The 20,158-nt window shown below is 73.2% G+C and carries 16 protein-coding genes; 9 read left to right on the top strand and 7 right to left on the bottom strand.

Features of this window, described 5'->3' with window-relative positions; genetic code table 11:
* Window positions 1-256 precede the first annotated feature (256 nt).
* Window positions 257-1,597, bottom strand: coding sequence for a M64 family metallopeptidase (locus ACZ59A_RS22770; RefSeq protein WP_470961102.1), 1,341 nt, complete (start codon window positions 1,595-1,597; stop codon window positions 257-259).
* Window positions 1,598-1,773: 176 nt separating this feature from the next.
* Window positions 1,774-3,114: an alpha/beta fold hydrolase gene (locus ACZ59A_RS22765; protein WP_470961100.1), complete on the bottom strand. Its 1,341-nt coding sequence runs from the start codon at window positions 3,112-3,114 to the stop codon at window positions 1,774-1,776.
* Window positions 3,115-3,145: 31 nt separating this feature from the next.
* Here ACZ59A_RS22765 and ACZ59A_RS22760 point away from each other — a divergent pair, with 31 nt between their 5' ends.
* The 3 genes from ACZ59A_RS22760 to ACZ59A_RS22750 all read left to right on the top strand — a co-directional run bounded on the left by ACZ59A_RS22760 (window position 3,146) and on the right by ACZ59A_RS22750 (window position 6,981).
* Entirely contained in the window at window positions 3,146-4,666 is a 1,521-nt protein-coding gene (locus tag ACZ59A_RS22760) for a helix-turn-helix domain-containing protein (RefSeq protein ID WP_470961098.1), read from the top strand.
* A 483-nt stretch (window positions 4,667-5,149) separates the two neighbouring features.
* Window positions 5,150-5,818: a response regulator gene (locus ACZ59A_RS22755; RefSeq protein ID WP_470961096.1), complete on the top strand. Its 669-nt coding sequence runs from the start codon at window positions 5,150-5,152 to the stop codon at window positions 5,816-5,818.
* A complete protein-coding gene (locus ACZ59A_RS22750; protein WP_470961094.1) occupies window positions 5,815-6,981 on the top strand; it encodes a sensor histidine kinase in 1,167 nt (388 codons plus the stop codon). The genes ACZ59A_RS22755 and ACZ59A_RS22750 overlap by 4 nt, the downstream gene beginning before the upstream one ends.
* A 186-nt stretch (window positions 6,982-7,167) precedes the next feature.
* Here the strand turns inward: ACZ59A_RS22750 and ACZ59A_RS22745 are convergent, their stop codons facing one another.
* Window positions 7,168-7,545: an STAS domain-containing protein gene (locus ACZ59A_RS22745; RefSeq protein ID WP_468049506.1), complete on the bottom strand. Its 378-nt coding sequence runs from the start codon at window positions 7,543-7,545 to the stop codon at window positions 7,168-7,170.
* Window positions 7,546-7,854: 309 nt separating this feature from the next.
* Here ACZ59A_RS22745 and ACZ59A_RS22740 point away from each other — a divergent pair, with 309 nt between their 5' ends.
* Entirely contained in the window at window positions 7,855-8,436 is a 582-nt protein-coding gene (locus ACZ59A_RS22740; protein ID WP_470961092.1) for a sigma-70 family RNA polymerase sigma factor, read from the top strand.
* The gene (locus ACZ59A_RS22735) at window positions 8,433-9,857 is read left to right on the top strand and encodes a zf-HC2 domain-containing protein (protein ID WP_470961090.1); all 1,425 of its coding nucleotides are present in this window, start codon (window positions 8,433-8,435) and stop codon (window positions 9,855-9,857) included. Before ACZ59A_RS22740 ends, ACZ59A_RS22735 begins: the two co-directional genes overlap by 4 nt.
* 81 nt (window positions 9,858-9,938) lie before the next feature.
* Here the strand turns inward: ACZ59A_RS22735 and purU are convergent, their stop codons facing one another.
* Together purU and ACZ59A_RS22725 are read right to left on the bottom strand one after the other, a co-directional pair.
* Window positions 9,939-10,808 (bottom strand): formyltetrahydrofolate deformylase, encoded by an 870-nt coding sequence (purU, locus tag ACZ59A_RS22730; protein ID WP_470961088.1) that lies wholly within the window; start codon window positions 10,806-10,808, stop codon window positions 9,939-9,941.
* A gap of 96 nt (window positions 10,809-10,904) precedes the next feature.
* A complete protein-coding gene (locus tag ACZ59A_RS22725; protein ID WP_468049514.1) occupies window positions 10,905-11,351 on the bottom strand; it encodes an SCO4402 family protein in 447 nt (148 codons plus the stop codon).
* A 172-nt stretch (window positions 11,352-11,523) separates the two neighbouring features.
* Between ACZ59A_RS22725 and ACZ59A_RS22720 the strand changes: the two genes are divergently transcribed.
* A complete protein-coding gene (locus ACZ59A_RS22720; RefSeq protein ID WP_470961086.1) occupies window positions 11,524-12,843 on the top strand; it encodes an ABC transporter substrate-binding protein in 1,320 nt (439 codons plus the stop codon).
* A gap of 69 nt (window positions 12,844-12,912) precedes the next feature.
* Here the strand turns inward: ACZ59A_RS22720 and ACZ59A_RS22715 are convergent, their stop codons facing one another.
* Together ACZ59A_RS22715 and ACZ59A_RS22710 are read right to left on the bottom strand one after the other, a co-directional pair.
* A complete protein-coding gene (locus ACZ59A_RS22715; protein ID WP_470961084.1) occupies window positions 12,913-14,814 on the bottom strand; it encodes a hypothetical protein in 1,902 nt (633 codons plus the stop codon).
* Between the two features lie 194 nt (window positions 14,815-15,008).
* The gene (locus ACZ59A_RS22710; RefSeq protein WP_470961082.1) at window positions 15,009-16,400 is read right to left on the bottom strand and encodes a transcriptional regulator; all 1,392 of its coding nucleotides are present in this window, start codon (window positions 16,398-16,400) and stop codon (window positions 15,009-15,011) included.
* A 325-nt stretch (window positions 16,401-16,725) separates the two neighbouring features.
* Between ACZ59A_RS22710 and ACZ59A_RS22705 the strand changes: the two genes are divergently transcribed.
* The 3 genes from ACZ59A_RS22705 (at window position 16,726) to ACZ59A_RS22695 (ending at window position 20,042) form a co-directional block, all read left to right on the top strand.
* Window positions 16,726-17,418 (top strand): bifunctional DNA primase/polymerase, encoded by a 693-nt coding sequence (locus ACZ59A_RS22705; protein WP_468049521.1) that lies wholly within the window; start codon window positions 16,726-16,728, stop codon window positions 17,416-17,418.
* Between the two features lie 105 nt (window positions 17,419-17,523).
* Window positions 17,524-18,366 (top strand): ABC transporter ATP-binding protein, encoded by an 843-nt coding sequence (locus ACZ59A_RS22700; protein WP_470961080.1) that lies wholly within the window; start codon window positions 17,524-17,526, stop codon window positions 18,364-18,366.
* Window positions 18,363-20,042 (top strand): transporter, encoded by a 1,680-nt coding sequence (locus ACZ59A_RS22695; RefSeq protein ID WP_470961078.1) that lies wholly within the window; start codon window positions 18,363-18,365, stop codon window positions 20,040-20,042. The genes ACZ59A_RS22700 and ACZ59A_RS22695 overlap by 4 nt, the downstream gene beginning before the upstream one ends.
* Window positions 20,043-20,158 lie beyond the last annotated feature (116 nt).

Here is a 20,158-nt window from a genome sequence, read left to right as displayed (position 1 = left end):
GCCTCACGGCTTCGGAGGCACAGCCTCCGGTGGGCGCCTCCGGCGCCTTGTGCGATGAGCCGCGCGCCGGGGGAACGCGAACCTGCGCGCTCACCCTTGGGGGCGATTGAGCGGACGGGCCGCGTCGGGGATCGTAGAGCGTGCCGATGTTACAGGGGCGGACCGCGGCCGCCCCGCATCGACAGGACCGAAGCGAGCCGCAGGACCAAAGCCGCCCCGCGGCGGGGGTCCACGGGGCGGCGGCTGGTGGGGCGCGTCAGCTGGTGGCGGGCACCTTCCAGGTGCGGGAGGCGGTCAGCAGCTTGCGCAGCGCGGGGTCTTTCACCGCGCGGGTGGTGTCCGCGGCTCTGGCGGTGACGGTGTGGGGCTTCCCGTCGGGCCGGACGCCGAGCGACGCGGGGGTGACGGTCTTCTTGCCGCGGGCCGCGGCGACTTCGGCGCCGTCCACGTACCAGCTCAGCGAGGCGGCCTTCACCACGCTCACTTTGAGGTTCGCCGCCCGGGCGAGCGGGGCGGCGGTGCCGGTGCGGCTGGTGAGCACGCTGGCGTGGCGGTAGAAGCCCGCGATCATCGCTTCCCGCCCGGGCAGGCTGTACTCGCGGCCGAGCGTGCGCATGATCGAGTTCTCGGTGGGCCGGTTGAGGCCCTTGGGGTAGTAGCGGCCGCCCTCGTACGCGCGGACCGTGCCGCCGTCCGGTGAGCTCTGGCCGATCCAGCGGTACCACTTCCGCTTCTCCGCGGTGAGCTGCGCGGCGGTCAGCTTGGTGGCGTTGGGCTCGTCGGGTTCGGCGCCGGTGTAGGTGCCGTTCGCGGCGTAGACGTACTCGTCGGCGAGGCCGCCGACGGAGTGGCCGGTCTCGTGGACGGCGACCTGGTCGGAGTCGGGGTGGTCGGAGGACGCGGTGGCGATGCCGTCGTACCCGACGCCGGAGCTGACCGTGTAGCCCGCGCCGCCGTACTTGGTGGAGTTGGACAGCACGATCACCAGGTCGGCCTCCGGCGCCTTCGCCGCGTACGACTCGACCTTGCCGGTGTCGACGCACAGCAGCCGCTCGGTGCCGTCGCACCAGAAGTAGGAGTCGAGGGCGGTGTCCTTGACGACGCCCTTGGACGGATCACCGGAGACGCCGGACTGGTTCGAGACGGCGTCCACGGACCAGACGTTGAACAGGTCCCGATAGGCGGCGTACGGCTCGACGGCGGAGATCTGCGCCCATTTGGAGCGCACGTCGGCGTGGAAGTCGTCCTGCTGGGCGGCGGTGTAGCCGTCGCCGACGAAGACGACGTCGACCTTGTCGGCCGAGGGGCCGTTCCCGATGACCGAAGCGACGTCGCCGTCGGCGGCGGTCTCGGCGGGGGAGAGCGCGCGGTCGCCGCGGGTGAGCCGGGCGGGGGTGGCGGCCGGGACCTCGGTGTGCCGGGGGTGGGTGCCGGGGCCGGTGAAGTACTCCACCTCATGGGTGCGCCCGGCCCGCTCGGCGGAGGCGGACGCCGAAGGGGCGACGGCGGCGGCCCACGCCACCGTCAGCGCCACGCCCCCGGCGACGGCAGCGGCGCGTAAGGGGGCGTGGCGGTCTCGCCAAATCCCTCTGCGCACGGGGGCTCCCGACGTTCGCTCCGTAAGCGGCCTGTTAAACACGATTAATTCGCGGCTCAACCTAAGGCCAAAGGAAGGCCCGAGCAATGGGAACTAGGGAAATCGCTAAGGAAATCGACCATCAGGCCCTATATCCACCCTCGCGCCCCCGGCCGACGTGACGCTCCGTCACACCGTCATGCCGCTTCGTCCCGGGCGAGCGCCAGCAGCCGGTCCATGACCCGGCGGCCACCGGCCCGCACCCCGTCGTGCTCGAACTCGTCCGTCACCCAGGTCCGCAGCCCCCGGATCGCGCGGGCGGTGGCCAGCGAGTGGGCGGTGTCGACGTACAGATCGTCGTGGTAGATCGCGGCGGCCACCGGCACGGTGTTGCGGGCGAGCCGTTCGGGGTCGTACAGCGGGCCCCAGCCGGTGCGTGTCGCGAGCAGTTCGGCGGTGCGGCGCAGCGGGCGCAGCGCGGCGTGGGTCTCCAGCATCCAGGGGTGGACGGACTCCCCCGTCAGCAGGACGGGACGGTCCTCGGCGGCCGTCGTCACGGCGTCGAAGCGCGGGAATTCGTCCCGTACGCGGTGCGCGGACCAAGCGGTGGCGCGGCCGTCCTGGGCATAGACGGATTCGTGCAGCAGGGTGTAGAGGGGGCTGCCGGAGCGGGAGAGGACGGCGGCGATCTGCTCGGCGAACGCGTCGGCGAGCCGCGGTCCGGCGGCGGTCTCCACGAGGGCGTCCTCCAGCAGGTAGTGGAGGCGGTGCGAGCCGTCGCAGGTGCCGAGCAGGATGCCGACCTGCTGGAACGCCTCCGGGGTCAGCCGGGTGCCGTCCGGCAGCACCTCCTCGTGCGCGGCGAGATGGCCCACGAGGCGGCGGACCGTGTCCGCGTCGCCCGGGTAACGGCCGTAGTGGGCGAGGGTTTTGCGCTCCATCCGCGGATAGGCGGCCCGGTACACCTCGTCCGCGGAGGCGCCGAGCCCGGGCAGCCCGCCGGTGAGCAGCACCGTGTCGAGACCTTCGGGCGCGTACGACAGATAGCTGACCGCGCAGAAGCCGCCGAAGCTCTGGCCGAGGACGGTCCAGGGGCGGCCGCCGGTCAGCCGGGACCGGATCAGCTCGCAGTCGCGGACGATGGAGTCGGCGCGGAAGTGGGCCAGGTAGTCGGCCTGCTGCTCGGGGGTGCCGCGCAGCGGCAGGGTCTGACGGGTGGCGGGCGTGGAGCGGCCGGTGCCGCGCTGGTCGAGGAGGAGCACCCGGTATTCGTCGAGCGCGCGGTCGAGCCAGCCGGAGCGGCCCACGGGGCGGTCGGCGCCGAATCCGGGGCCGCCTTGGAGGTAGAGCAGCCACGGCATCCGCTCGCGCTCCGTGTCCGGCGTGCCCGCGGCGGCGACCTCTCGGCCGTAAAGCCGGATCCGTTCGCCTCCGGGAGCCTTATGGTCAAGCGGTACGTCGAAATGGTGGTCGGTGAGGAGCAGTCCCGGCTGACGGACGGTCGCCGTGGCGCCCGACCCTTCCGGTGCTGTATCCATCGCCTGCTGCATCTTATTAATCCTCACGTAAATGGACTTAGCCCGGCGATTAAGTTACCGCCGGGGAGAAGAGGGCACGGTGGCCGAAAAGAGCGCCGGAGACGGTCGAGTGGCGGGGGCGGAGGGTACGGCGGCGATCGGGCGCCGGGTGCTCAAGCTGCGCACACAACGGGGGTTCACCCAGCGGCAGCTGGCCGAACCGGCCTACACCGCGGCGTATGTCTCCACGCTGGAATCCGGGAAGGTGCGCCCCTCCGAGGTCGCCCTGCGCCACCTCGCCGCCCGCCTCGGCGTCACCTACGAGGAGCTGGCCACCGGCCGTTCTCCGCATGACGCCACCCGGCTGCGCGCCGGACTCACCGACGCCCGGAAGACGCTGGCCACCGGCGACACCGAGGACGCGGCCGCCCGCTTCGCGGCGCTGGGCGCCGAGGCCGAGCGGCTCGGCTTCGGCGACGAGCGGGCCGCGGCCCTGCTGGGGCTCGGCGACTGCGCCATGGAGACCGGCGAACTGACCGCCGCGCGCGACCACTTCGAGGCCGCCGAGAAGCTGCTCGCCGACGAGCCGCTGACGCGCCGCGTCCCGGCGATCCGCGGCCGCGCCGTGGCCCATCTGCTCGCGGGCGAGCTGCGCTACTCCTGCTATCTGCTGGAGAGCGCCATCGACGAGCTGAACGCCTCCGGGCTGCACGACCCGAACGCCCTGCTGCTGCTCTACACCGCCTCGATCGCCCCGTACATGGACATGGGGGCGCACGCCCGTGCGGTGCGCGCCGCCGAACTCTCCCTCGCGCTGGCGCCCAGCGTCGACAACACGGAACTCGTCGCCCAGATGCACCGCGGAGTGGCCCGCACCCTGATAGCGGAGGGCCGCACCGCGGAGGCCGACGCCTCGCTGGCCAAGGCGCAGGAGCTGTACGAACAGCTGCGGCTGCGCACCGACCTGGCCCACTGCCACTGGATGCGCGGCTACGTCCACGCGCAGGACGGCGACCTGGAGCGCGCGGAGAGCGAACTGCGCATCGCCCGCGACATGCTGGCGTCCAAGCGGGCCGCGCTGTTCACAGTGCAGGTGGAGGTGGAGCTTGCGGACGTGCTGCGACGCCGCGGCCGCACCGCCGAAGCGGAGGCGCTGCTGAGACCGCTGCTGGCGCGATCCGGGGAGGCCGGGGACGCCCCCGGGGAGGCCGGGGATGCTTCCGGTGGGTCCGGGGAGTCCGGGGAGGGGCTGGACGCCGTCGAACTCACCGCGGAGCGCGGCGCGGTGCACGCGGGCGGCGCGCACCGGCTGCTCGGGCTGATAGCCGACGAGCGCGGCGACGCGGAGGGCGCGGAGGAGCACTACTGCGCGGCGCTGTCGCTGCTGGAACGCACCGGCGCCGCCGGTGACCTGGCCGACCTGTGCCGGCTGCTGGGCGATCTGCTGCGGCGCGAGGGGCGGTTGGAGGCCGCGATGGACGCGTACCGCACGGGGCTGGGACACCGGGCCGCACCGGGCACCACGACGCTGGGTCCGGCACCGGCCGAACCGCCCATCGAGGGCGCGCACTGACACCTGCCAGCCATGAAAGTGGGGGCGGTTGGTACGCCCGCCGGGCCGGGGCCGCTCGGAGTTGGTCAGGCCCCGACGGGCCGGTCCTCCCCCAGCGAGGGCCGGTCGGCACGGCTCGGCGGGCGGGTCAAAGGGTGGACAGGCCGCCGCGTGTGGGGGTCGCGGCGGCCCGTCGAGCGCCGTAGCGCCCCGCTTCCAGCCCCGCACCGCGGCCATTTTCGGCCACGGCGTCGTCAGCGCGCCGAGAGGCCGTATGACGCGCTGCTGGGGCGGGGGGTCGGGTGTACCCCGCGGAGTGGTGCGGCATGTGATCCACTCTGCCCGGCCGCGGGAGCGCGGACATCCGTCCCTGGTCTTCCCTCGCCCCCCGCCGATCGGAGGGGTGATCCCCCCAACAGGGCGGAGGAGACCACTCCATATTGATGCTCCGATGCGGCAGGCTGTGCGAACAATGCGCATGACAGCTGAGGGAGGGAGCGGCCGGTGATCCGTGTTGCGGTGGTCGACGACGAGGCGCTCGTACGATCCGGCCTGCGGCTGATCCTGGGCACGGCCCCGGACATCGAGGTGGTGGCCGACTGTTCCGGCGGAACGGCCGTCGAGACCGTGCTCGGCAGCGAGGCCGACGTGGTCCTCCTCGACATCCGCATGCCGGACGCCGACGGGCTCACCGTACTGGGGCAGTTGCGGGCCGCGCCCCGCTCCCCCACCGTCGCCATGCTGACCACCTTCGACGCCCAGGAATACCTGACCGCCGCGCTGCGCGCCGGGGCGGCCGGTTTCCTCCTCAAGGACACCGAACCGGAACAGCTCGTCCGTGCGGTGCGCACCCTCGCCCAGGGCGGCAGCGTCCTCGACCCCGGCGTCACCGGGGCCGTCATCGGCGGCTATCTCGCCGCCGAGGCCGAGGCGACCGCCGCCTCCGCCGTCGACGCCCTCACCCCGCGCGAACGCGAAGTGCTCGCGCTGCTGGGCGAGGGGCTGGCCAATCCGCAGATCGCCGAACGGATGGGGCTCGCGCCCAGCACCGTCAAGGACCATGTGCGGGCGGTGCTCGCCAAGCTGGGCGGGCTCAACCGGGTGCAGGCCGCCATCGTCGCCGACCGGGCCGGGCTGATCACCAGCCGCCCGGGGGCGGGCGGGCCGCGGTGACCGCGGCCGCGTCGCCGTCGTGGCGGCGCAAGCTGCCGGGGTGGGTGCGGCGATGGGGGCCGCTGCTGGTCCCCGCCGTGCTCGCCGTGGCCGACGCGCTGCTCGTCAACGGCGTCACCCTCGGCCTGGAACTGAACGTCTCCCTGATCGCGGCGGCCGCCCTGCTGCTGCGCCGCCGCTTCCCGGCGCCGGTCTTCCTGGTCACCCTGCCCGGCATCCTCATCGGCTACATCTGGTTCGCGCCGATGATCGCGCTCTATACGGTGGCCGAACGCCGCCCCGGCCCACGGCTGCTCGGCGTCTCGGCGCTGCTGCTGGCCGCCGCGCACTTCATTCCGTGGCCGGTGTCCGACTTCGAGCCGACCGCGTACCGGGAGAACACGCTGACGCTGATCGACGCGTCCATCACCTCCGTCGGGCCCATCGCGCTGGGCCTGCTGGTGCGCACCCGGGGCGAACTCGCCGCCCGGCTGGACGATCTGACCCGCAGCCGCCGCCATGCCGACGAGCTGATCGCCGAGCAGGTGCTGAGCACCGAACGCGCGCGGCTGGCCCGCGAGATGCACGATGTCGTCGCCCATCAGGTCAGCCTGATCAGCCTGCAGGCCGGGGCGGTGCAGATCAGCGCGGAGGACGCGCGGGCGCGGGAGGGGGCGCGGACGATCCGCGAGCTGTCCGTACGGACGCTGGACGAGCTGCGCCATATGGTCGGCATCCTGCGGGCTGCGGGCGGCGACCTCGAACAGCTCACCCCGCAGCCCCGGCTGGCGGATCTGCCGCGGCTGATCGAGCTGAGCGCGCTGGACGTGGCGTACGAGGAGGCCGGCGACGCGAGGCGGGCGGGGCGTCCGGAGGCGGTGGAGCGGGCCGCGTTCCGCATCGTGCAGGAGGCGTTGACCAATGTGCGCAAGCACGCGCCCGGGGCGCGGGTGACCGTACGGATCACGGAGGCGGCCGCCGAAGGGCGGGGGCTGCGGGTGGAGGTACGGAACGGGCCGCCGGACGCCTCGGCCGTGGCACCGGGGCTGCCGGGCGGGGGCCATGGGCTGGTGGGGCTGCGGGAGCGGGCGGTGCTGCTGGGCGGCACGCTCAGGGCGGAGCCGACGGAGGAGGGGGGCTTCGTGGTGCTGGCGGACTTCCCGAAGGTGCCGCCACGGCCGTAGGGCGCGGGGGCTTCTTCCCCACCCCGCCCCTTCCCGAACCGGGGCAAGCCCCGGACCCCGGACGCCCTCCGGGCGTGGCCTCAAACGCCGGCCGGGCTGGAAGAGCCGGGACCGGAACCGTCGGCTTCAAGCCGGAACAGCCACCACCGGGCTGGATCAGCCGACAGGGCGGAACGGCTGGAAAGCTCAGGCCGAGAGGGAGTCGGCGGTGTTTCGCTCGTCGCCGTCGGGTTCCGTCGCCACCATCAGGTTGGGGTAGACGTCGAACAGGCGGCGGACGCCCAGGGCCGCGAGGACGCGGTGCACATGGGAGCCGTGCGCGGCGTCCTGGGGCGGGAGGATCAGCCGGAGTCGGCCCGAACACGACCGCATCAGCCGCCGCGCGGCGATCAGGACGCCGACGCCGCTGGAGTCGCAGAAGCGAACCTCGGACAGGTCGAGCACCAGGGAGTGGCGGCCCTCGGCGACCGCGTCGTGGACGTGCTGCCGGACTGCGGGCGAGGTCACGAGGTCCATCTCGCCGGAGACCTGCAGGACGACCCACTCCCCCCGTCCGTCCTCCATCACCTTCAACGTCACGCGCTCGAAGCCCTTCGCTCGCAGCTAACCGGAATTTGCTGTTCCAGAGCGGCTGCCCGCCCGGCACCGCATAAAACTCCCCCTGTCTCCATGCCGTGGGGACGAGCCTATGCCCCGCCGAAGCGTTTCGTCGCGCCGGTCCTGCGCACCGTGACCGACCCAATACCATCCGCAGCCGCGTTGTGCCGCACTTTGCCGCATGGAGGCGCGTTGTGTCAGCCCCCGGCACTACATTCGATATGAAGGTGGGCATAGTGCCAGGAGACCCGGCCGACGAACAGGGATGGGGGCCGCATGGTGAACGACGCACCGCCCCGCTGGGACCGCAGGATGCAACAGCGGCTGGCGCGCGGCGAAGCCGCCGCGCTCGGCGAGCTGTACGACCGCTTCGCCTCCCTCGTCCACCATCTCGCCCACCGCGTCCTGGAAGACGAGGACGCGGCCGACCGCATCACCCGCGAGGTCTTCGGCTACGTCTGGGAGAACCCGGACGCGTACGACCCCAAGCACGGCTCCCTGCGCTCCTGGATCGCCACGCTCGCCCACCGCCAGGCGGTGCACCGGCTCCGGGCGCAGACCACCACGGAGGGCGGCGGCGGCAGCGACGGCGATGACGTCGCCGTCGAGGAGCGCATCCGCGACGCCTCCGTCGCGGCACGCGCCGACTACATCGTCACCTCCATGCCCGCGCCGCTGCGCGCCGCCCTGGAGCTGGCCTACTTCGACCGCCGCGACTACCGCCAGGCCGCCGCCGCCCTGGGAGTGACCGAGGACGAGGCCAGGCGCCGTCTGCGGCTCGGGCTTCAACTGCTGTCCACGGCCTACGTCCCACCACCGCGCACCATGGCGCCGCCCGGTTACGGGCGGGCGCTGTGAGCGGCGCGAGCGGCCCGGAGCGGTATCCCGAGTACGGCGAGGGCTCCGGCGGCGGATCCGGCGACGGCAGAGACGGACCCGGCGACACGTCGGGCACGCCGCCCGAACCGACCGGGCCGCCCCGCATCCCGACGCCCCGGTCCGCCCCCGAGGACACCAGCGGCTGGCCGGGCCCGCTGCCGCTGCTGCCCGAACCGGATGCCCAAGAAGGCCCAGAAGAAGAGGAAATAGACCAGGAAATACCGGGACCTCCGGAAGGCCCGAAAGAGGAAGTTGTTCCGACACATCCGGAAAGCGTCCCGCGGCGACCGCCCTCGCATGACGTCCTGCGGTCGCTCCTCGGCGCCTGGGCGCTCACCGCGTGCTCCCCGGACGAGACGGCCGCCGTCGAGGCGCACCTCAACCACTGCACCTCGTGCGCCGAGGAGGCGCTGCGGCTGCGCGAGGCCGTGGGGCTGCTGCACGCCGAGCACAGCCTCGACCTCGACCCGCTGCTCCGCTCCCGGGTGCTGGCCGGATGCCTCGGCCGCCGCCCCGCCCGGATACCCGTGCCCGGCTGGGCCGCCGCGTACGACGCGGAGGCCGCCCGGCTGGACGCGCTGCTGCGGGACATGGGCGAGGCCGAATGGCGCGCTCCGGTGCGGCTCAAGTGGTTCGACGGGCAGCGGCTCACCAGCCGGGGCACCACCGTCGCCGGGGTCATCGGGCATCTGATGGTGGTGGACGGCGTCGTCGCCGCCTCCCTCGGGCTGCCCGACCCGCTCGGCGACCACGCCCCCGGCTCGCTCTCGGCCCGTACGGACGCGTACTGGCACGCGGAGCCCGGCGCAGCGGGCGGGAGCGGTCCGTCCACGCCGCTGCGGGAGTTGTGGCGCGAGCAGGGGCACGCGCTGGTCCGTACGGTGTCGTTCGCCGGGCGCGGGGCCTCGGATCTCGCCGTTCCGTTCGGGGACTTCACGCTGCCGGTCCGCGACGCGTTCCTGGACCGCGCCTTCGAGTGCTGGGTGCACGCCGGGGACATCGCCGAGGCCGTCGACTACCCGTATGAACTCCCCGCCTCCGCCCACCTCAAGGCCATGATCGACCTGTGTGCCCGGCTGCTGCCCGACGCGCTGGCCGAGCGGCGCCGCGCCGGGCTCGCCGCCCCGCCGCGCCGCCTGGTCGAGGCGGGCGCCCCGGGCCGTACGCTCCGGCTGGAGGTCGAGGGCACCGGCGGCGGCAACTGGTACATCCCGCTGGACTCACCGGCCGCCGTGGGCACGGCGGAGGAGACGGTGGCGGAGATCGCGCTGGACCCGGAGGCGTTCTACCAGCTCGCCGCCGGGCATGTGCCGCCGCAGGAGGCGGCGGTGGGACAGTCCGGGGACGTGGAGGCGATCCGCGACGTGCTGTTCGCGACGGCCTCGCTCTCGCGGCTGTAGCCCCCGCCCGCGCGCCGGGGAGCCGTCAGGCGTCGGGCGTCGGGCGTCAGGCGTCAGGCGTCAGGCGTCAGGCGTCAGGCGTCAGGCGAAGACGACCGTCCGGTGGCCGTTCAGCAGCACGCGGCGCTCGCTGTGCCACTTCACCGCGCGCGCCAGGGCCTGGCACTCCACGTCGCGGCCGACCGCGACCAGCTGGTCCGGGGTCAGCTCGTGGCCGACGCGCTCGACCTCCTGCTCGATGATCGGGCCCTCATCCAGGTCGGCCGTCACGTAGTGGGCCGTCGCACCGATCAGCTTCACCCCGCGCGCATGGGCCTGGTGGTACGGCTTGGCGCCCTTGAAGCTCGGGAGGAAGGAGTGGTGGATATTGATGATCCGGCCGGACAGCTGCTTGCACAGGTCGTCCGAGAGCACCTGCATATAGCGGGCCAGCACCACCAGCTCGACGTTCTCCGCCCGCACCAGCTCCAGCAGCTCCGCCTCGGCCTGCGACTTGGTGTCCTTGGTCACCGGGAGGTGCCGGAACGGGACCCCGTACGAGCCCACCAGCTCCTTGAAGTCGGTGTGGTTGGAGACCACCGCCGCGATCTCCACCGGGAGCGCGCCGATCCGGGAGCGGAAGAGCAGGTCGTTCAGGCAGTGCCCGAACTTGCTGACCATCAGCACGACGCGCATCTTCTGGTCCGCCCGGTGGATCTGCCAGTCCATCCCGAAGGAGTCCCCGACCGCCGCGAAGCTCGCCCGCAGGTCCTCCACCTTCACCGGGGAGACGGCGCGGAAGTGCACCCGCATGAAGAAGAGCCCCGTGTCGCGGTCCCCGAACTGCTGGCTGTCCTCGATGTTGCAGCCGGTCATGAAGAGGAAACTCGACACGGCGTGCACGATGCCCTGCTTGTCCGGGCAGGACAGCGTGAGGATGTACTGGTCGGGGGCGGAATGCGACTCGCTCATGACTCCATAGCGTCGCACACCCGCGACACTCCTTGAGACCGCGACGACCGCCCGACGACCGCCCGGCGGCCACCGGGCAGCCGTCGGGCAGCCGCCTTAAGCGGCCTGCGTCATGATCGCCAGCACCTCAAGGGTGCGCGGCGGCACGTCCGGGTCCTCGCCGTCGTTGGCGGCCAGCCGGACATGGGCGTCGCGGGCCGCCCGCATCGCCTCCGGCCAGCCGTGGTGTTCGAGGTACGCCGAGACCGGTGCGTCCGCGCCGACCTGGTGGAGGATCCTCAGCACCCGCAGCACGGCGACATCGACGAGCGCCGCCTCCTGGGAGTCGCGGAAGATCGTTCCGACGTATTTCTCGGCCGACCAGTTGTCCAGCCAGGTGTCCTCGACCAGGCGGTAGACGGCGTCCGTGACGTCGCCGTATCCGGGTTGCCCGGCCAGCCAGCACTCCTGCTGGAAGACCGGGTCAGAGAGCATGTGCAGCCCCGAGCGCACATTGGTACGCCAGCGCCACCACGGCATGTCGTTGACAGGCATACCGCCCATGGTGGTCGAGCGATGGCCGCGACGGGAAGACTTCTCCGAACCTTGCACAGTGATCGATCGTACGTTCTTCACACAGGGGGACGCATCGCCCCCCGGGTGTTCACCTTCCCGATACCCGTGCGTTCCCTTGCATAGCGGATGCGTTCCGTCCGGAGCACCAGGCTCCCATGCTATGACCGGACGGCGACGCCCCTCCCCCCGCACCCTCCGAGCAGCCGCCGTCGCCGTACTGTGCACCGCGGTCGGCACGTCCTCGCTGACGGGCTGCGGCTCGTTGCCAGGGATGGCGAAGGGGGCCGACAAAAAACCCATCGTCGTGATGACCTGGGCCCCCGAGGGCACCAAGTCGACCAATATGCCGGGAATGCCCGCCATGGCACAGGCGTATGCCCGCTGGGTCAACGACAACGGCGGCATCCACGGCCGCAAGCTCAAGGTGGTCACCTGCAACGAGCGCAACGACTCGGTGCAGGCCGCGCGCTGCGCACAGCAGGCCGGGAAGGCGAAGGCCGTCGCGGTCGTCGGCTCGTACAGCCAGCACGGCCGCTCGTTCACCTCCCCGCTGGAGGTCGCAGGCATCCCGTACATCGGCGGCTACGGGCTGACCCAGGAGGAGTTCAACAGCCCGTACTCCTACCCCGTCAACGGCGGCCAGGCCACGCTGCTCGCGGGCAACGGCCGCCAGCTCGGCTCCCGCTGCGAGCGCGTCTCGCTGGTACGCCCCGACACCATCGCGGGCGACGAACTCCCCGAACTCCTCGACGCCGGTCTCAAGGCGGCGGGCCGCGCGCCCGCCCACGACATACGCGCCCCCGAAGGCGCGGGCGACTACAGCTCGCAGGCCACCACCGCCCTGGAGGACGTCGGCGCCGACAGCTCGCTGGGCTCCGCCGCCGCGGGCGCGAAGCTGCAGAGCTCCTGCGTCACCGCCGCGCTCGGCAACCGCACGGGCACCTTCTTCGACTCCTTCCGGCGCGTCCAGGAGGAACGCCCCAAGGTGCGGATCGCCTCCATCATGGGCAGCGTCCGGCAGTCCCTGGTCGACAGCACGGGCGGCAGCAACAGCCCGCTGGAGGGGACGTACGCCACGGGCTGGTACCCGGCTCCGGACGATCCCCGCTGGGGCCCGATGAAGAAGGTCATCAACAAGTACGCCTTCGACGACAACCGCATCGACCCCGACGACGCCGGTACCCAGACCACCTGGATCGCCTACACCGCGCTGCGCTCCGTCCTGATGTCCCTGAACCCGGACGACATCAGCGCGCGCACCGTGCGCAACGCGCTCGACCACGGCCACAAGGTCGACACGGGCGGGCTGACGCCCCCACTGCGCTGGGGTTACGACGACCCGCTGAACGTGGCGGACTACCCGCGGATCGTGAACCCCGACGTCACCTACCAGGTGGTGCGCCGCGGGCGGCTGGTCGCGGTGCGCAAGGGGTTCGTCGACGTGGCGAAGACACTGGAGCGGTACGGCCCCCGGGACTGAGCCGCCGGGTTCCGCCGGGCCGCCGGGTTCGTCCGGGCCCGGCGGCTTTGTCGGCTCAGGCGCCGCTGCTCACAGCTGGGTGGCCTCGTGCTTGGTGAGGCCGTACTTCCCCGCGAGCGGGTTCCACAGCTCGGCCGCCTTCCGCTTGGCCGCGGTCGCCTCGCCGCTCGCCCGCTCGGCCGCCCCGACCCGCCCGGTCCGGCGGGCCTGGCCCTTCTGGCAGCCCTTCTTGCCGCGGGCCTGATCGGCCCACGCCGCGTACTGGTTGTCGGCCTGCGCGGAGGACTTCCACGCCTTGGTCAGCGACGCGGTCAGCTGCGCGTGGCTCGGCAGCTTGTCGACGGTCAGCTTGCCCAGCCGGGTCACCAGGTCGTTGCGCTGCCGGGCGGCCGTGCGCAGGTCCGAGGCGGCCTTGGGCAGGTCCTTGCAGGACTTGATGTTGTTCACGGCGTTGATCACCGCAGAGCGGCTGTTGTTACTGTCCTTGAGCAGCGCGTCCAGCGATTTCGCCTGCGGCTCCGCGGGATCGGCCGACTTGCTCGGCTCGTCCTCACCGGCACTCGTCTCCGAGCTGCTGCCCAGCGTCGTGTTGTCGTCCTTCTTCTCGTCGTCACCGCCCGCGCTGAGCGCGGCTCCGGCTGCGAGCCCGGCGACCCCGCAGCCCGCGACCACGATGCCGATGAGCACGGCGGGCGACATCCGGCGACGGCGCCCACCCCGCCCGGCGCGCCCACCGCGGCCGCCACCGTGCCCGCCGCCCGCGTCCCCGGGGGCCGGGGCCGGGGCGGTGAACTGCGGCATCTGCTGCGTCTCGCCGGGGGATTCCGCACCGGCGCCCGCGGCGCCGCCGTCATCGGCCCGGAACAGCCCGTCGAACTCGGCGGGCGGCGGCCGGTCGCCCGGACGGCCGGGGCGGATCGCGAAGGGGGAGCCGGTCGGCTTCGGCGGCTGCTGCTGTTGCTGCTGGCGACCGCGCCGGGACGGGGCGGTCTGCGGCGGCGCGGCGGCCGGGACCGGGGCCGGGAGCACGGCGGTCTCCTCGGCGGCCCCCGCCGCCGGAGCGGCGGGGGCGGGCTGCTGCCCACGGCCGCGGTGTGCGCCCCGGCCGGGGCGCACCGTGCGCAGCTGGGTGGTGGACTCGCCGGGCGCCTCGGCCTTGGCGGGCCGGTTCTCGGGCGGCAGCGGCGCGCTGGCGGACGGCTGCTGCGGGGGCCCGGTGACGGGGGGTATGTACTGGGTCGCCTCGGCGTCCCCCGCGGCGGGCTGCGGCGGCAGCATCTGCGTCTCGTCGGCGGCACCCGCGTACGGCTCCGGCTGCGGCTGCGCCGGTCTGTCCGGCAACGGCTGGGACTGCGCCTGCGGCGGCTGCGGGTACGCGGGAGGCTGCTGCGGCTGGGCGTACGCGGGCGGCGGCTGGGGCTGCTGGTACGCAGGGGGCTGCTGCGGAGGCTGGGGCTGTGCGTACGCGGGCGGCTGGTGCTGCTGCGGCGACTGCTGTTGCGGCAGCGGCTGTTGCGCCGCCCAGCCCTGCGGCGACCCGTACGACTGGTCCGGCCCGTACGACTGGTCCGGCCCTTGCGGCGGCCCGTACGGCGCACCGTACGACTGCCCGGGATCCTGCGGCGGCGCCCCGAACGACTGGTCCGGCCCCGGCTCCGGCGGGCCGAAACCCTGACCCGGCTGACCGTACGGCGCGCCCTCGGGCGGCAGCGGGCCCGCGCCCGCGGGAGGCCCGGCGGGTGCGGACGGCGCGGGGGCCGCGCCCTGCGGGGGCGGCCCCTGCGGTGCGTCCTGGGGTCCCCAGGGCTGGCCCCACGCCTGGCCACCGGCCGGGGCGCCGTGCTGCTGTCCCACGTGCGGCCCCGAGGACTCCGGGGGCTCAGCGGGCCACTGGTCGGTCTGAGCGGGCAGTACAACGCCCTCACGGACCGCAGGCAGCTGCGGCTCGTCGCCCTGTCCGCTCTGCGTCACCGGGTCTCCTTGATAAGCGATTGCCGAATCGTCGGCTCACGCTACCGGTTACCCGCGAGGGTCGGCGCCCGCCGGGGGGAGAGACTGGTCACCGGCAAAGGCCCCGCGAAGGCCCGGCAAAGGCCCCGCATAGGCCCGGCGACGGCCCCTCGAAGGCCCCTCCGCGGCGCCGCGGAGGGACCCGCGGCCGGGGCTCAGGCCGCCTGCACCTCCAGCCTCGCCCCGAACTCCCGTACCACCGGCTCGTCCCGGTACGGCTCCAACCGCTGCTGGAAGTCGTCCAGATACTCCGCGCCCCGGTTGGAGCGCAGCGTCTGGAGCAGATCCACCGCCTGACCGCCGACCTGGCACGCCTGCTCCACCTCGCGGCCCTGGACATGCGCCGTGGCCAGCAGCAGCAGCCCGATGGCGCGGCGCCGCACCCGCCCCTCCGGATGGCCCGCCAGGGCCTCTTCGGCACGCCGCCGGGCGGGCTCGGCCTGGCCCAGGTCGCGGTGGCAGTGGGCCAGTTCGTCGGCCAGATAGGCGTGGTCGAAGTGCTGGATCCACGGCGGCTCGTCCCCGGAAGGACCGCCGCTGCCCACCGCCCGCTCCAGCGCGTCCAGGGCGCGCCCGGCCGCGTGCTGGCAGGCCGTGGCGTCCCCCATCAGCGCGTGCCCGCGTGCCTCGGCGGCCAGGAACATCGACTCGGCGCGCGGCGGCACCTGGCCGCGCGAGCCTTCCTGCGCGGCCTTGGCCAGCTGCGCGATCTCCCGGGGGTTGCCCAGCTGGGCGGCGAGATGGCTCATGCTGGCGGCCAGCACGTATCCGCCGTAACCCCGGTCCCCGGCGGCCTGCGCGAGCCGCAGCGCCTGGATGTAGTAGCGCTGGGCGAGCCCGGACTGACCGGTGTCGATCGCCATGTACCCGGCCAGCTCCGTCAAGCGGGCGACCGCCGCGAACAGTTCGCGCCCGACCGACTCCCGGTAGGACCCGGCGAGCAGCCCGGAGACCACGCTGTTGAGGTAGTGGACGACGACCGGGCGCACATGGCCGCTGCCGTACCGGTGGTCCAGCTCGACCAGCGCGTCCGTGGTGGCCCGCACCGCGGCGACGTCGGAGCGGCCGACCCGGGCCCCCGCGGTGCGCGCGACCTGCGCGTCCGCACCGGTGATCAGCCAGTCGCGGCTGGGCTCGACGAGTGCCGAGGCGGCGACCGTCGAGCCGGTCAGGAAGTCCCGGCGGCCGACGTCGCTGCGCCACAACTCGCAGACCTGCTCTATCGCGCCGAGGACGGTCGGCGAGAACTGCAGTCCCACGCCCGACGCCAGGTTCTTGCCGTTGGCCATGCCGATCTCGTCGATCGTGACCGTACGCCCGAGCTTGCGGCCCAGCGCCTCGGCGATGATGCCCGGGGCGCGGCCCCGGGGCTGCTGTCCGCGCAGCCACCGGGCGACCGATGTCTTGTCGTAGCGCAGATCGAGACCGTGCTCGGCACCGCACATGTTGACCCTGCGGGCCAAACCGGCATTGGAGCACGCGGCTTCCTGAATCAGCGCTTGCAGCCGTTCGTTCGGCTGTCGCGCCACAAGCGGCCTAGCGGCCATGGTTTTACCCCCAGTGACTGCTGTGCGTTCTCGGCGGATGCCGTCCCTGTTGATCAGTTCCCCGCGAATATCGCGGGTATACGGCGAATGCGGAACTTGCCCGTATTGACCACATAGACCGCTTGGTTCACGTACGTGCGTACGGCCGCGCCAAAACGCCCTCGTACGCCTGTTACTCAAGGTGGCTACCCGCTTACGCAGCCGGAACCCCATACGCGCCCCCGGTCATGCACCCATGCGCCCCGGTATGCCGTCCCCGCGCCCGTGCGGGGTCCCGGCCGTAACCCTTGTTGACGGCGGAAGTTGTGTTGTCGTGGAAGAGACCATGGACGTGACAGGAACACCACATATTCCGAAGCAGCGCGGGGAACGGCTGCTCGATGCCGCCGTGCGCTACGCCGAGGAACGCCACTGGGACGTGCTCGCCGGGGCCTGGCTGGACACCGTGAAGGGCCTCCAGCGCTGCTCCTGCGGACAGGCCGACTGCCCGGCCCCCGGCGCCCATCCGACCGCGCCGGACTGGGTGAACCAGGCGACCGGCAGCCCGGTCGTGGTCCGGCGGATGTGGGGCCGCGCCCCCGGCGCGTCGATCCTGCTGCCGACCGGCCGTACCTTCGACGCCCTGGACGTACCGGAGTCGGCGGGCTGCCTGGCGCTGGCCCGGATGGAGCGCCGCAACGTCGACCTCGGCCCGGTCACTTCCACCCCGGACCGCAGAATGCTCTTCTTCGTGCTCCCCGGCGCCGCCGCGAAGATCCCGGACCTGCTGCGGAACCTGGGCTGGCCGCCCTCCTCGGTCGACCTGGCCGCCCGCGGCGACGGGGACTACGTGGTCGCGCCCCCGACCCGGGTCGGACGGCACGGCCCGACCCAGTGGGCCCGTCGGCCGACCGCCGCCAACCGCTGGCTGCCGGACGCCGAGGAGCTGGTGAGCACGCTCGCCTACGCGTGCGGACGGGAGACCCGGGGCCGCGAGACCCGGTCCCCCCACGGTGCCGACGCGCCCAGGCGCGCCTGACACGCCTGGGCGCCGTCGGTGGCCCCCCGTATCGTGGACGCGGACGGGGACAGGAACACATGACCGGTCCCCGGACCAGCCTGATGTCGGGAGACGGGGATTCCAGTGCCGGACGCACACGCAGAGCCAGACGTACCCGCACCCGCCGAGGCAGCGGCCGGGCCCGCCGCCGCACAACAGCGGCCGTCCGTGCAGGTGCGGGGTCTGTGGAAGCGGTTCGGGGAGCAGATCGCGGTCCAGGGAATCGACCTTGAGCTGCCCGCCGGGCAGTTCATCGGGCTCGTCGGCCCCAACGGCGCGGGCAAGACCACGACCCTCTCGATGATCACCGGGCTGCTGCGCCCCGACTCCGGCACGGTCGAGATCGGTGGCCACGACGTCTGGCAGGACCCGGCCGAGGTCAAGGCGCGGATCGGCGTGCTGCCCGAGGGGCTGCGGCTGTTCGAGCGGCTCTCGGGGCGCGAACTCCTCGCGTACACCGGGCGGCTGCGCGGACTGCCCGGCGACGAGGTCGACAAGCGCGCGACCCAGCTGCTGGACGTCCTGGACCTGGCCGGTGCGCAGAACAAGCTGGTCGTGGACTACTCGACCGGTATGCGGAAGAAGATCGGCCTGGCCGCCGCGCTCCTCCACAACCCGGAAGTCCTCTTTCTCGACGAGCCCTTCGAGGGCGTCGACCCGGTCTCCGCGCAGACCATCCGCGGCGTGCTGGAGCGCTACACCCGCTCCGGCGCGACAGTCGTCTTCTCCAGCCATGTGATGGAGCTGGTGGAGTCGCTGTGCGACTGGGTCGCGGTGATGGCGCGCGGCAAGATCCGGGCGCAGGGTGCGCTGGCGGACGTACGGGGAGACGCGCCGTCCCTGCAGGACGCCTTCCTGGAGCTGGTGGGCGCCCGCGACCAGGGTTCCGGGGACAACCTCGACTGGCTCGGCGGCGGCGCCCGATGACGCTCACCGGTCCGCTCGACGCCAAGGGCCCGCTCGACACCGCGGCGCCCGCTCCCCCGGCGGCCCCCACCGGCTCGCTGCTGCCCGTCTTCGTCCAGCTGAAGCTGTCGCTGATGCGCAACGGGCTGCGGCAGTCCGCGGGCCGCCGCGCCGCGTACATCACCTCGCTCGTCCTCACCCTCCTCTTCGCCGCCCTCCAGCTGCTCGGCCTGGTGCTGCTGCGCGGCAACGACGGCGCGGACGCGCTGGTCACCGTGCTCACGGCGGTCCTCGCGCTCGGCTGGGCGGTGATGCCGCTCTTCTTCCCCAGCGGGGACGAGACCCTGGACCCCACCCGGCTGGTGATGCTGCCGCTGCGGCCCCGGCCGCTGATCAGCGCGCTGCTGGTGTCCTCACTGATCGGCACCGGCCCGCTGTTCACGCTGACCCTGGTGCTCGGTTCGCTGATCGCCATCGCGCACGGGGCGGCAGCCGCGGGGGCCTCCGTCCTGGCGGGCGTGCTGACCGTGCTGACGTGCGTGGCGCTGGCGCGGGCCGTCGCGACCGCCAACACGCGGCTGCTGAGCAGCCGCAAGGGCCGCGATCTGGCGCTGCTGAGCGGTCTGTTCGTGGCGATCGGCGCGCAGTTCGTGAACGTGGGCGTGCAGAAGCTGTCCGGCGAGGGCGGGCTCGGCGCGCTGCGGCCCGCCGCGGACGTCCTGCGCTGGGTGCCGCCCGCGTCGGCGATCGACGCCGTCCAGGGCGTGAGCGAGGGCGCGTACGGGCTCGCCGCCGCCCAGTTCGCCCTGAGCGCGGTGGCGCTGGCGCTGCTGATGTGGTGGTGGGCGCGCAGCCTGACGCACCTGATGACCACGCCGGACAGCTCCACGATCCAGCAGGAGAAGCCCCGCCGGGGCGCCGCGGGTGCGGGCTCGTCCGCCGACGCGCGCGGCCCGTTCGGGCGGCTGGTTCCGGCAGGGCGCAGCGGCACGGTCATGCTGCGCACCCTGCGGTACGCGGTGCGGGACCCCAAGTCCAAGGCCAGCTGGGTCAGCTCGCTGGGCGTCGGACTGCTGCTGCCCATCATCACCTCCATCCAGGGCAACGGCAGCATCTACTGGGCGTGCTGGGCCACCGGGATGCTGGGCATGCAGATGTACAACCAGTTCGGGCAGGACTCCTCCGCCTTCTGGATGGTCGCGCAGACCATCGCCTCCCCGCGTGACGCCTACGAGGAGCTGCGCGGGCGGGCGTTCGCGGTGGGGCTGGTCGGATTGCCGTACGTGCTCCTGGCGGTGGTGGGCTCGGCCCTCTTCATGCACGACCTGCCCGCCGTCCCCGAGGCGCTCGGGCTCGCGTTCGGCCTGCTCGGCGGGTTGATGGCGACCGGCGCGCTGGCGTCGGCGCTGCTCCCGTACTCCATCCCGCAGGACAGCGCCAAGAACGTGGCGCCGGGGCAGGGCGGGCTCGCCTGGATGGGCCTCTTCGGCGGCATGATCGCGGGCGCCGTGCTGTGTTCACCGCTGCTGGGCCTGACGATCTGGCTGCACACCAGCGGGGCGCACGACCTGCTGTGGGTGCTGCTGCCGCTGGGCGTGGCGTACGGCGCGGGGATCGCGGAGGCCGGGCTGCGGCTGGCCGCACCGCGGACGGCGAAGCGGCTGCCGGAGATCCTGGCGGCGGTGAGCAAGGGCTGAGGCCCGCATCGGGCTGATGCGTACGGCGCGGGAGCGGGACTGGTCAGGTCCCGCTCCCGCGCCGTTTCCCCCTGGTGAAACGTCGCTGCTGGAACGTCGCTGCCGGAACGTATCCG

Source organism: Streptomyces sp. NPDC040405 (assembly GCF_055595765.1).
The sequence above is the reverse complement of the archived record's forward strand: the minus strand, read 5'-3'. Positions and strand labels throughout refer to the sequence as shown.